General features: G+C 43.7%; 9 protein-coding genes and 1 tRNA gene. 7 read left to right on the forward strand and 3 right to left on the reverse strand.

The features are described 5' to 3' along the window. Positions 1 to 14: 14 nt before the first annotated feature. Positions 15 to 491 carry a hypothetical protein gene (locus tag VNN20_15695; GenBank protein HWP93635.1) on the forward strand — a complete coding sequence of 159 codons (477 nt, stop codon included), beginning with the start codon at positions 15 to 17 and terminating at the stop codon, positions 489 to 491. Between the two features lie 14 nt (positions 492 to 505). Here VNN20_15695 and VNN20_15700 read toward each other — a convergent pair whose 3' ends face one another. Then, positions 506 to 1,261, reverse strand: coding sequence for an ABC transporter ATP-binding protein (locus VNN20_15700; protein HWP93636.1), 756 nt, complete (start codon positions 1,259 to 1,261; stop codon positions 506 to 508). Between the two features lie 293 nt (positions 1,262 to 1,554). Here VNN20_15700 and VNN20_15705 point away from each other — a divergent pair, with 293 nt between their 5' ends. Next, positions 1,555 to 2,169, forward strand: a complete 615-nt coding sequence (locus VNN20_15705) for a superoxide dismutase (protein ID HWP93637.1) — start codon at positions 1,555 to 1,557, stop codon at positions 2,167 to 2,169. Between the two features lie 361 nt (positions 2,170 to 2,530). Next, the gene (locus VNN20_15710) at positions 2,531 to 3,682 is read left to right on the forward strand and encodes an RNA polymerase sigma factor RpoD/SigA (GenBank protein ID HWP93638.1); all 1,152 of its coding nucleotides are present in this window, start codon (positions 2,531 to 2,533) and stop codon (positions 3,680 to 3,682) included. Positions 3,683 to 3,732: 50 nt separating this feature from the next. Here the strand turns inward: VNN20_15710 and VNN20_15715 are convergent, their stop codons facing one another. Both VNN20_15715 and VNN20_15720 read right to left on the reverse strand, forming a co-directional pair. Continuing rightward, positions 3,733 to 7,062, reverse strand: coding sequence for a response regulator (locus VNN20_15715; protein ID HWP93639.1), 3,330 nt, complete (start codon positions 7,060 to 7,062; stop codon positions 3,733 to 3,735). 230 nt (positions 7,063 to 7,292) lie between these two features. Continuing rightward, positions 7,293 to 7,946 (reverse strand): response regulator, encoded by a 654-nt coding sequence (locus VNN20_15720; protein HWP93640.1) that lies wholly within the window; start codon positions 7,944 to 7,946, stop codon positions 7,293 to 7,295. A 505-nt stretch (positions 7,947 to 8,451) separates the two neighbouring features. Between VNN20_15720 and VNN20_15725 the strand changes: the two genes are divergently transcribed. From VNN20_15725 to VNN20_15740, 4 genes are all read left to right on the forward strand, one after another. Beyond that, positions 8,452 to 9,282, forward strand: coding sequence for a M23 family metallopeptidase (locus tag VNN20_15725; protein ID HWP93641.1), 831 nt, complete (start codon positions 8,452 to 8,454; stop codon positions 9,280 to 9,282). A 6-nt stretch (positions 9,283 to 9,288) separates the two neighbouring features. Further along, positions 9,289 to 9,708, forward strand: a complete 420-nt coding sequence (locus VNN20_15730) for a polymer-forming cytoskeletal protein (protein ID HWP93642.1) — start codon at positions 9,289 to 9,291, stop codon at positions 9,706 to 9,708. Positions 9,709 to 10,218: 510 nt separating this feature from the next. Then, a tRNA-Met gene (locus tag VNN20_15735) sits at positions 10,219 to 10,290 on the forward strand. 471 nt (positions 10,291 to 10,761) lie between these two features. Then, positions 10,762 to 11,613: an HAD family hydrolase gene (locus VNN20_15740; protein ID HWP93643.1), complete on the forward strand. Its 852-nt coding sequence runs from the start codon at positions 10,762 to 10,764 to the stop codon at positions 11,611 to 11,613. Positions 11,614 to 11,953: the final 340 nt, after the last annotated feature.

Consider the following 11,953-nt stretch of genomic DNA (forward strand, 5'->3'; position numbering starts at 1 on the left):
CCTCAAATATAGACATGAAAAAGTACCTCATTTTCATAGCGGTCGTAGCGGTAATTTTAACCTACCTTTTTTATCCCTCTGGCGATGATACCCGAGAGGTAGCGGCCCTCCTCGACCAAGCCCTGGAGTCCGGAAAGAAAAAGGACCTGGACGGGGTAATGATGCATTTCTCCCTGAACTATAGAGATGAATACGGGGCTAGTTACCCAGTAGTGAAAAACATCGTTAAAACCTACTTTGATAAGTTCGACAGCTTTGACGGCAAATATTCTCGGCTGAAGGCTTCGATTAACGAAACCGAAGGGGGAGAAAAGCAGGGGGTAGCAAACCTGGATATCCAAGTTTGGGGTATGAAGTCGGGTATCCCGACGCCGATACTGGGGGACTTGGACTCTAGTTCTAATATTACTGTTACTTTAAAAAAATCCAGGCTGTCCGGCTGGAAGATTGTAAAGGTGGAAGGTTTAGAAGAAGCGGGCGGTGAATTTTGAATTTCACAAAAGGCTCAGTCTTCCTCGTCCAGCCTTCCGTGGATAAAATCGCTCAGTTCCTTGATATTGGTGTTTTTGGCTTCCTCTACAGTTCCTACGAATACGATTTTCCCCCGGTAAAGGAAGGCGATTCTATCTGAGACCGGAAAAGCGCTATTCACCACGTCGTGGGTGATAACCACACCGGTTATTCCAAACCTCCCCTGCATATTCCTTATCAAATGATTGATCCTGCTTATGTTTGGCGGGTCTAGCCCGGTAGTAGGCTCGTCATAGAGCAAAATCTTTGGTTCCATAGCCATTGCCCTAGCCAGTCCTACCCGCTTTTTCATGCCGCCGCTCAGGTCGGAGGGGTATTTGTCCTCGATTCCGGGGAGTCCTACAAGCTCCAGGTTCTTTGCTACGATATCCCTTATCTCCTCTTCGGTGTGTTTGAAGTGCTCCCGGATAGGATAGGCGATATTCTCGGCGACGGTGAGTGAGTCAAAAAGGGCCGCCCCCTGGAAAAGCATCCCTATTTTTTTTCTCACGTGGATAAGCTCCTCTTCACTCATCGGGACAATGTTTTCACCTTCTATGATAACCTCTCCCCTATCCACCTTTATGAGTCCGGTGATCTCTTTGAGAAGGACGCTTTTTCCCGAACCACTGCCACCGAGTATGGTTATATTCTCACCCCTCTTAATGGACAGGCTAACGCCGGTGTGTACCTTTTTTGAGTTAAAGGATTTGTGTACATCCTTGAGTTCTATTATGTAGTCTTCCTTCATTTAATATTTTGAATAAGCTAACTGGCTGTTAGTTATTATTATTTTGACACTACTGTATTAAAAAGTTATAATATTTTTTGGTTACTGGCTATTTGCCTACTTACTTGTCTTATACATTATACTTAAACTCTCTTGATTCTCTAAGAGTTATGGCTGAATACAAAGGCATATCGAGCTTGGGCGACAGGAGACGGGAGTTTTTAAAACTGGGTATTTACACGGTAACTACTTTTTGGGTCTTAGGAGTCGATACCAACTCTCTGGGCAACGAAAATTTAGAAGGAGGTGCAAAAATGGCTTACGAATTGCCAAAACTACCTTATGCTTATGATGCTTTAGAACCGCACATTGATGCACGCACTATGGAAATTCACTACACAAAACACCATCAAACATATGTAAATAACCTTAATGCCGCGGTGGAGAAGTATCCCGACCTGCAGAAGAAAAGTGTGGAGGACCTGATAAAAAACCTAAACGCAGTGCCGGAGGGTATCCGTACCGCGGTGCGAAACAATGGCGGTGGCCATCTTAATCACAGCATGTTTTGGCCCATGATGAGCCCGAATGGAGGAGGCGAGCCTTCCGGAGAGCTAGGCAAGGCTATTAATTCTGCTTTTAGCAGTTTCGCAAGTTTCAAAGACCAGTTTTCTAAAGCTGCAGCCGGTCACTTTGGGAGCGGATGGGCTTGGCTGTGTGTGGATAAAGAAGGGAAGTTGATTATTACCTCTACTCCCAATCAGGATAACCCGGTTTCCGATGGACTCAGCCCTATTCTGGGTATAGATGTTTGGGAGCACGCCTATTATCTTAAATACCAGAACCGCCGCCCGGAGTATATAGCCGCCTGGTGGAATGTTGTAAATTGGGAACAGGTAGCAAAAAACTATTCCTCAGCCAAGAAGTAGTACTTACGAGTCTCGCCTATAGCAGTGGCAACCGGTAGGGGGGTTAATTGGCTCGTAAAAAGGAGTTGGGGTTGCTCGATACTTGACTATACGGAGTACCGCTGTTTTTTTCCACTTTTCCATTATCGCCCGGTCGGATTATGATAATTTGCTCTAATTATCTGAAAGCTAGACCAATTACGGCGTTTTACTTGAAACCTATAAACGGAATGATTATTTTAACACGGAGAAGGGTTTAGAGACAGTAAGGGGCGGGTAGATTTCTTAATATTCAATTATGGATACACTGATAACCTGAATCTTAGATGGATTGAAATCTATCTAACAATCAGAATTTACATTATCAGTAAAGGGAAAGGGTATGGAAGTAAAGTACATGGAATTTGATGAAGAAATGCTGGAGGAGGGGTCTTACTTCCCACTTGATGTAGAGGACAACCCGGTAGTTGATGAGGAGAGGGGCGGGCTTGTTGAAGAGCAGGCACATCGAGTTGAGGGGGAGGACGAACAATACGTTCCTGATGAGAGTTTCCGGTTGCTCAACGCCTATTTCAAGGACATGGCGGTAGAGCCCTTATTTAACTCAAAAAAAGAAATAGAGATCTCTGCAAAGATAAAGAAGTGTGAGGCCAAGGCCAGGGAAATAAGTTCTCTTCTGGAAAAATTATCAGAAATGGATACCGGCAAGCGCGGGGGAAGGCCCGGTCGGAACGGTAGGGGGAAATACCCGCTAAAGCGAGTAGAAAGGCTAAATGCCTTGATGAGGGCTTACACAGACAGGGCGAAGGAGTTAAAAGACCGATTTGTGAAGGCCAATTTGAGATTGGTCGTCAGCATAGCCAATAGATATAGAGGGCAAGCCCTGCCATTATCTGACCTGATCCAGGAAGGGAATTCCGGGTTGATGAAGGCGGTGGATAGATTCGACCATACTAAAGGATTTAAGTTTTCGACCTATGCTTCGTGGTGGATACACCAGGCGGTGCTTAGGGCGCTTCAGGAGCAGACCAGGACGATCAAAGTACCGGTGTATTTGCTGGAGCAGTCAAATAAGGTCTTCCGGGTGGCCTCGGTGCTCAGCAAAAAATTGGGGAGAAAGCCTACGCCCGAAGAAATTGCTAGGAGGTGTGGGATCTCCCCAGAAATTGTTAACAGGATTCTTAAAGCGCAGAATGACACTACCAGTCTAGACTCTCCCATACTGGAAGGGGAGAAAGCGACTCTCCTGGATTTCGTAGTGGACGAGGATTCAGTGTCTCCTGATTCTTTAATGGCCAAGGCGGCACTGGGAGGGAGGATTAGGGAGGCTTTATCACTATTGACGCCCAGGGAGAGAGAGATAATCAAGTTAAGGTTTGGGATTGACCAGGAGGGTACAAACACCCTGGACGAGATTGGCAAAAGGTTTAATCTTACGCGTGAGCGGATAAGACAGATCGAGAAAGGCGCTCTAAAGAAGATGGCCACTTCGGGTATGGAAGATATATTGAAGAGTTTCCTTAGTGATTCCTGAATACTATAGCCCGGCAAACCTGAGCATAGTTCCAGAAGGATCAAAGCCTTTTAATTCGTGATGTAGTCTTCTCTCCCGATCACCCCGCGTATCTTTTTGCCCAATTCCTCGATGCTATACGGCTTGTTGACGACTCCCATAAACCCGTATTTCTGGAAATCTGATATTACCGGGTCGTTTGAATATCCGCTCGAGACTATCGCTTTTATTCCCGGGTCTAGGTCCAAAAGCCTATTTATAGTCTCCCTGCCCCCCATTCCGCCGGGTACTGTAAGGTCCAATATGACCAAATCGAAAGGCTCGTTCATCTCCTTGGCTTTACGATATAGCTCTACAGCTTCACCGCCCTCTTTTGCCAACTCTACTTCATATCCGATATGGCTTATTATTTCTGCAGCTACCTTTCTTATTATCTCGTCGTCGTCCATCACTAGTATTTTTGCCTTGTTACCGTATGGTGCTTTTTCGGTCGAGCCTTCCGGTATTATCTCCTCTTCTAGCGGTATGGCCTCCTCGGTTGCCGGCAGATAGACGTAAACCTTTGTTCCTGCCCCCAGTTTGGACTCCACGCCGATGTACCCGTCGTGGTTCCGGACTATGGAGTATGCCGTGGCCAAGCCCAGCCCGCTTCCCTTATGCTTTGTGGTGAAATATGGGTCGAAGACCCGGGAGAGATTCTCTTCTGATATCCCTACTCCCTCATCTTCTATGGTTATCTTCACATATCTGCCTTCCCTTACCGGGAGTTCACTCCCCGATACCATGGTAAAATTCTCCGCAGTTACCTTTATTATCCCTCCGTCATCCATAGCCTGCTGGGCGTTTATCACCAGGTTGTATATGACCTGGCTTATCTGCCTTTCGTCTATTTCTGCCGACCATAGGTCTTCAGGCAGATAGAATTCAGTCTTCACGTTGGAGCCCCTGAGTGCAAAGCTGGTCGAGACTTTCAGAAGTTCCTTCACGGATGTTACTTTTCTAGTAGAAGTCCCACCCGTTGAAAAGGTGATGAGCTGTTTGGTCAAGTGCGCGGCCTTGAAGCACGATCTTTCTGCTTCAGTTAGTCTTTTATAGATCTTATCGCTGGGATTGACATACATCTTGGCAAGGGAGACGTTTCCCAGAATACCGGTCAGGATGTTATTGAAATCGTGCGCTATACCCTCGGCAAGCGTGCTCAAGGATTCTATCTTCTGGTTTTTAAGTAGTTCTTCATCTATTTTCTTCCGTTCGGTTATGTCCCGAAATACCAGTACCACGCCGATAATTTTCCCTTCTTTATCTCGAATGGGAGAGCTGCTGGCGGAGACGAATTTCTCTTCCTTATTCCGGGTTATAAGTACCGTATCCTTATTGAGCCCCCCAGTCCAGCCTGTTTTTATCGTCTTGTCTACCGGATTCTCAGAGAGCTTGCGCGTCCTCTTATTTATTATCAAAAAAATCCCTTCTACGGACTTATTAAGGGCCTCCTCTTTGTTCCATCCGGTGATCTCTTCGGCGACTTTATTCATTATAACAATCTTTCCTCTTGTATCGGTGACTATTAGCCCGTCTGCAATTGACTGCAGGATCACCGATAAGCGCTCCTTCTCCTGGGAAAAGGCATCTTCTATAACCTTCCGGTTGGTAATGTCCTCTACAACCGCTAAGCCGCCCATGATTTCTCCATCATTACCGCGTAGAGGGGATAGAGACATCGATAGCCACAACTTTGAGGCCGTGTTTGCTTCAAAGATAGCTTCAAACCGGGATGACTCTCCCTCGAATATCCTATTCATTTCAGGGGGCGAGCTTAGCCCTTCTAGGTTCCGCATATCAAGTCCTATTATCTTTTCCTGGGGATAGTGAATAATCTCCGACAGCCGTTCGTTGCAGTGGGTTATCTTGAATTCTTTATCGAAAAGTAGAAGCCCAATGGGTGACTGATTGAACGACATACGGTAGCGCTCTTCCGATTGCCTTAGAGCCTCGGCCCATTCCGCGTCGTCGATCGCTATTTCTAATTGTTTGGATATGGCCTCGAGAAGTTTTAGCTCTTCTCCGTTGAAGGCGTTCTCCCTTGTGGAATGAACATTAATGCAACCGATGACCGTTCCCCTTGAGGAAATGGGTAGAGATATAAGGCTTTTTGCTTCCAGCTCTTTTCTTTCGGTATTGGAAAACATTTCCTGTTCCAGGTCGGCAAGATATAGAGCCTTTCCCTCTATAATAGTTTTCCAGGTAGTGTCTTTGGGATAGGTAATTCTGCTCATTCTTTCCAAGGAAGAATCGGGGTAACCTTTATGAGCCTTAAGGACGGCGTCTTGCCCCTCGACCAGGAAAATTGCCACATAATCCGCATTGTCCAGGCTATTACTGATGACCTCTACGGTACTCTCCAAAACCTTTTCTACTTTCACCGACTTATGGATGCTGTGGGTTATGGCACTGATGAGGGTTTGGTATTTATTCTTTCTGGACAATTCAGCAAAGTGTTGCCTGAAAACCTCTTCGGCTCGAATACGTTCGTTCATCTCGAGTTGCAAAGCGTCTTTAGCCTCTTCAAGCTCCGCGGATAATTCTTGAAGCCGTCTTTTCAGTTCTTCGTGTTCTCTAAATAGTTCATCGCTCGAATGATTTGATTCGGCAAACTTGGGCAGTACTATAAAAAATCCGGTCACATCGCCTTTCTCGTCCTTAGTCGATAGGGCTCTATATCTCATCTCTTTCTCCAGGCCGTCAGATCTGGTGAGTACGGCATGATTGAGTTTCCCGCCGTTCGCTTCATTATCATCGACCAGGGATGTAAGGTAGCCATCGCCTATATCCCGGCCCATTTGGTCACGGAACTGGAATATCTCTCCCAGATTTTTGCCGATGATGTCTTTCTTGTTCCCTCCGATCATCGATGCAGCGACAGCATTGACGAGAGTTATATACCCTCCTTTATCGCTTACGATCACTCCGTCCTCCAGAATCTCGAGCATGGACGCAAGCTGCATTTGGCTCTCGTTTAATTTACGCACCATGCGGTGTTTATAGATTGCCGTCTCTATGGCCGTGTGCAGCTCCCTTTTCTGGAAAGGCTTGAGGAGGTAACCGAATGGCTCTTCTATGTTTGCCCGCTTTAAAGTCTTGGTGTCGGTATAGCCGGTAAGATATATAACCGGGATATCAAAAATGGTGCGGATTCGCTCAGCCGCCTCGATGCCGTCCATTTCTCCCTTGAGCACAATATCCATCAGCACCAGGTCGGGCTTGAGCTCTCCTGTTTTTTGAATAGCATCCTCACCCGAGGATACCACTGCCGGGACGTCGTATCCCAGGTTATTAAGGGTGAACTTTATATACTGAGCCAGGTTTTCTTCATCCTCGACGACTAATACTTTTTCGGTGGACATTTCGTTATCTCTCCTGCTTGCTCCTATGGCGTAATTCAAACTCCGGGTTAAATGTTGGCAAAAACGATGCCACATTCTCTATAATTAATCCGCCTTAATCACTACCTTTTTAGGCTAAATTTAAAATAGTCTTGCCTAGGGCATTAAAAACTTAACAAAATTTGTCAAATATTCCTTAAATTGAGAATGTCTATATTCGGTTAGTGGGGCAAGCTAAGGGCTCAAGGAAGTTAGTTGTTCCTCTCCCTTAGTAGGTGAAAAACCAGCACTATAACGTGCTTACACACCTCACCCTTCTGAAAGCTATCCCTACAGCCGCAGGTCTGGGCTCTTGGAGAGAGTGTAACCGGGAAATCGCTGCCTTCACTGGTGGTTACATACGCTTTGATTAGGTCTTCTTTTTCATCTATTATTTCTACTTTTGGAGTCTTGAAGGAAAATTCCTTTATGGCTTTCCCTATGGTCGCCTCCTTAGCACCGAGGAAAAAATGTAAGAGGTCGATTTTAGTGGATTCCGGTCGATTAACCATGGATTCAAAGGAATCCTTTACGGTCTGAATCAGTTGCTGGTTTGAGAAAGGTTTCTCCAGTAATCTATTACCGGTTGACCTCATGAAATCATTCGCGGCCGACGTGACGAATATGATTCTTTTGGCCAGGTCCTGGTTCAGTTCTTTTACCCGGAGATAGAATTCGTCTCCCATCATTCTTGGCATTGTAAAGTCAGAGATTATCACCTCGTAGCCATCGTGGTTAATCATCTCCAATCCTTCTACACCGTCTCTGGCGATTTCTACATTGAATCCCTCTCCCTCTAAAATCGCCTTTTCTAGATTGGCTACGGTTTCGTCATCCTCTACGATGAGAATCCTTTTAGTGCACATTATCTCCTCCCCTGAGCAAGAGATATTCTAACCGAATTATCCCCTGCCCTGTCTAGTGAGTTCAATTCAAACCGAGTTATTAATCGACTCAAAACTTAACATAATATACCAAAAATAAATAGAGATATTATTAGACCTTGGGCTGGAATACAATTACGCCCGAAGGAATACCGCATTAACCGGGCTAGGTCTCTTAAACAATCAGCTTATCTTTTTTGGGCTCCTGTCGAGCATTCGGCTTAGGTCCATATATTACCAAACTAAAGTCTTATGCATTTTGTCTGCACCGCGAAAAAACTCCCTGAGTCATTTATCGGTACCGTAAAAGGGGATAATTACCATACTTAGGCCGTGTTCCGTACTTTTTCTCCGGCTATTGCACTTTCCGAGGGAATTAGGCATTATGGATGCGGCTTTTTACTTTCGCCCGTAGTTCTAAATCCAAAAGAAGTAACTTTCTCGGCAGAGTTACTACCAAATAACCGATTTCTTGAAGGAGGGTGCTATGGAAAAGGAGCGCATGACCATTCTGATGGTTACCCCGAATAGAAAGGACGTAAGATCGATCACCGTGAGGCTCTTTCAGGTGAAGATAGCCTTTTTTACTTTGATAGGGTTAACCTTACTCTCTATGACTTCTTTTATGACCAGCTATATCTTTTACAAGAAAGCAAGCCAGAAAAAAGAGCTTTCAAAACGGCTTGTAATCGAGATTGACTTTTTAAGCCGGAATTTGGACGAAAGCGAACTCGCAAAGAAGGAGTTAGAGGAAAAATTTATGGAGATAGAGGGAAAACTTATAGAGATGCAAGAGCTCTTGGCCAAGAAGGGAATAAAAAGGGAATTATCAGTCGGCGGTAGCTATATAGCGGCTGATGGGTTGAATTTGTCCTACGTCGATTTTATAGACGATGATATTGACGATTTATTTGACGTGATGGCAAATTTCCCGGTGGGCGAACCCTTGTCTGGAGAGGTCAACTCTACTTACGGCTATCGAAAAGACCCATTTAACCATAGGTTGGCTTTTCATTCAGGTATCGATATAGAAGCCAAGCCTGGACAAGCCGTAATTACCACTGCGGATGGGGTGGTGGGCCATGCCGACTGGAAAAAGGGCTACGGGAAAACGGTTATTGTTAAGCATAAAGATGGGTATGAAACGCTCTATGGGCATCTATCGGAGATAGAGGTAAAGAAAGGACAAGAGGTTAAATCCGGGGATATAATTGGTTATGCCGGCTCTACTGGGAGGTCTACAGGTACACATGTACACTACGAGGTGATAAGAAACGGCAAAAATTTAAACCCGGAGAAATATTTGTCCTTGAGGTAGCAGAAAATGTTTGGAAAGGATAAGAACATGAAAAATGCCACTACCAAATCAAACGAGATTACTACCTTGATAGGCGAAGGCTGCTTATTCGAGGGAGATATCACCTCTCCTTCATCCACCAGGGTGGACGGGAATGTAGTAGGAAACATCAAGGGAAAAGGAAGTCTTATTATCGGGGATAAGGGGGTGGTTTCGGGCGAGGTCAGGGCGAGCGAGGTCATAGTGTATGGGAAAGTAGAGGGTAACGTCGAGTCGGAGAGAATGGAGATTAAAAAAGGCGGAAGCGTTTACGGGGATGTATCTACTAAATCCCTGATTATAGAAGACGGCGGAACTTACAACGGAAAGTGTGCTATGGAGGCGTCTTCGAAAATCAGGTTAGGGGCCAATTCTAAGGCCGAGCTGGAATCTACCCAGGCAAACTAAATAAAGCTTAAGCCCTTTATTGTCACAAAAAAGGCGTCAGAATTAACCCAAGCCCAAATATTCCTAGGACGGCCTAAAAGCCGAGTTTACAGAATCTATCGAAAGGGTGTTTAGTCAATTACAGTTATAATAAAAAAATAAGTGGGAATGTCCCCGCTCCGGGGAACATTCCCACCATCTTAAAGGAGGATGGAGGATGATTTATAAGTGCTAAATTTAACTTTTAATATAAAAATAAAGTATTCTACTTAAATTGTCAAGAGGAATTTTTTATATTCGAAAAATTCTTTCAAGTTTAGGTTTGATGAGAGTGATTATCTTCTAAAAATTTTAATAGTCAGACCGGCCGAGTCAAATCGCCAGTTTTTAGGTATCTTAAACCTGCATCTTTTTGCTATTAGGCCAGCTTGAAGCTTGAACCTTCCGTGATATAATCTCCACTACTAGTACTTAATGTATTTCACCCCAAGATTTTAAAATTTTAAGCTATGTACTAAACAGGCGAAATTCGGCGGCGTAGCTCAGAGGTAGAGCAGGGCTCTCATAAGGCCTTTGTCGGGGGTTCGATTCCCTCCGCCGCCATTCTTATTTGCAGATATCTTAAACAAGATATTTTAAAGAAATTTAAAGCAGTATTGCAATAACTACTAGAAACTGACCTTAAGCGTGTAATAATAGCAGAAGAAAAAATTTATTGACGAAATTGCCTGTTTGTAATACAATCCACATTCAAAACTGTAAGGAGGGTTATCTATGCCTAAAACATCTCTTGTGAAAGCATCTGTAAAGGCCTCCTCTAGGAAAGTTTCTGCTAGAACAATAAGTGTAGTAACCCCTAAAATGTTGAATTCAATCACAAGAAAACTTATTAGTTTAACAATCCAAATTGACAAATCTAGAGCTAAGCAGGCCGCTAATCATTCCAAGCAAGATGAATAATCATTCAGTTTGATATTTTATCGAATCGAAGTCTGATATTTGAGTTCTAGGTCATTCAATCCAAGCGGAATTTAATTGATCATGGTGAAGGGCATTTGTTAGATGTGCTCAACATTGGCATTAATCTTTGACTTTGATGACACTCTTGCTCCTGATACAACATCCTCGCTTCTGCAGGAATATGGCATTAACCCAAACGTTTTTTGGAAGAAAGAAGTAAAAAAGTTAGTTCTATCTGGATATGATCCTGCGCACGCATATCTTAATCTTTTAATTAAGAATATAGGAAAAGATAAACCTTTCGGTGAATTAACAAACGGAGATCTTGCTGATTTTGGTAAAAATAAGATAAATAAGCTTTTTTATTCTGGGCTACCAAAACTTTTCGAAGACCTTACTAAAATTGCCAAACGTACAGGAATGGAAATTAAGTTCTTCGTGATTTCGGGTGGCTTGCAAGAAATAATTGAGGGTTGTGGCATTATCCAAGATTATTTTACAGCTGTATATGGATGCCAACTAGCTGGGGATAAAGATAGTGGCATTCTAAAGTATATTAAAAGATGCGTGACCTTTACAGAAAAAACACGATATCTTTTTGAAATAAATAAAGGGATAGATCCAAAGGATACTATTAAAAACCCATATTTGGTGAATAAGAATATTCCGGAAAAAAGTCGACCGATCCCTTTTAAAAATATGATATACGTTGGTGATGGGCTTACGGATATACCCTGTTTTAGTTTAATAAAAAATAATGGTGGTTTGCCTTTTGGAGTATTTGATCCTGCTAAGAAAAAATCAGCAAAGACTGCTTTAATTCAATTTTTGAAAACTTCTAGGGTTATAAGTAGTCATAGCCCAAAATACGGGAAAAAAGATGAACTAGGATCGTTTATTAGAGCCGCTGTAGCTGAAAGGTGCGCTCAAGTGAAACTCAAAAGAGTTCAAGCTGAATCTGAATAATGAAAGTTTTTGCTTTACAGTAGGGATTAAAATCGTTCAACCCAATCGTTTAACCAAACATATACCTCATTTCATTCTTTTTACCAATATCACTGTGCAAAAGTCTTAAGCAGAAATAAGACTTGACATAAAAGCCGATAAATTATATAAAGCATATACAGATAGGCCTAGGATAATAGTTCCTAAAGTATTTGAGCCACGGAGTTGGTAATTAAGGAGGTACGGAGAGATGAATTTCAGGCAAGAGTACGGGGATTATTCAGCACAGGAAGCAGTGGACGCCATTCTAACCTTACTTGAGCGCGAAGGGGTTCAAATCGACCAAAAAAGCCTCACCTGG

The sequence above is a fragment of the Thermodesulfobacteriota bacterium genome (assembly GCA_035559815.1).
GTDB lineage: Bacteria > Desulfobacterota_D > UBA1144 > Nemesobacterales > CSP1-2 > DATMAT01.

Coding starts and splice junctions, on each gene's coding strand:
- VNN20_15695 (HWP93635.1), top strand. CDS start 15: ATGAAAAAGTACCTCATTTTCATAGCGGTCGTAGCGGTAATTTTAACC.
- VNN20_15720 (HWP93640.1), bottom strand. CDS start 7,946: ATGTGCACTAAAAGGATTCTCATCGTAGAGGATGACGAAACCGTAGCC.
- VNN20_15730 (HWP93642.1), top strand. CDS start 9,289: ATGTTTGGAAAGGATAAGAACATGAAAAATGCCACTACCAAATCAAAC.
- VNN20_15710 (HWP93638.1), top strand. CDS start 2,531: ATGGAAGTAAAGTACATGGAATTTGATGAAGAAATGCTGGAGGAGGGG.
- VNN20_15715 (HWP93639.1), bottom strand. CDS start 7,062: ATGTCCACCGAAAAAGTATTAGTCGTCGAGGATGAAGAAAACCTGGCT.
- VNN20_15700 (HWP93636.1), bottom strand. CDS start 1,261: ATGAAGGAAGACTACATAATAGAACTCAAGGATGTACACAAATCCTTT.
- VNN20_15705 (HWP93637.1), top strand. CDS start 1,555: ATGGCTTACGAATTGCCAAAACTACCTTATGCTTATGATGCTTTAGAA.
- VNN20_15725 (HWP93641.1), top strand. CDS start 8,452: ATGGAAAAGGAGCGCATGACCATTCTGATGGTTACCCCGAATAGAAAG.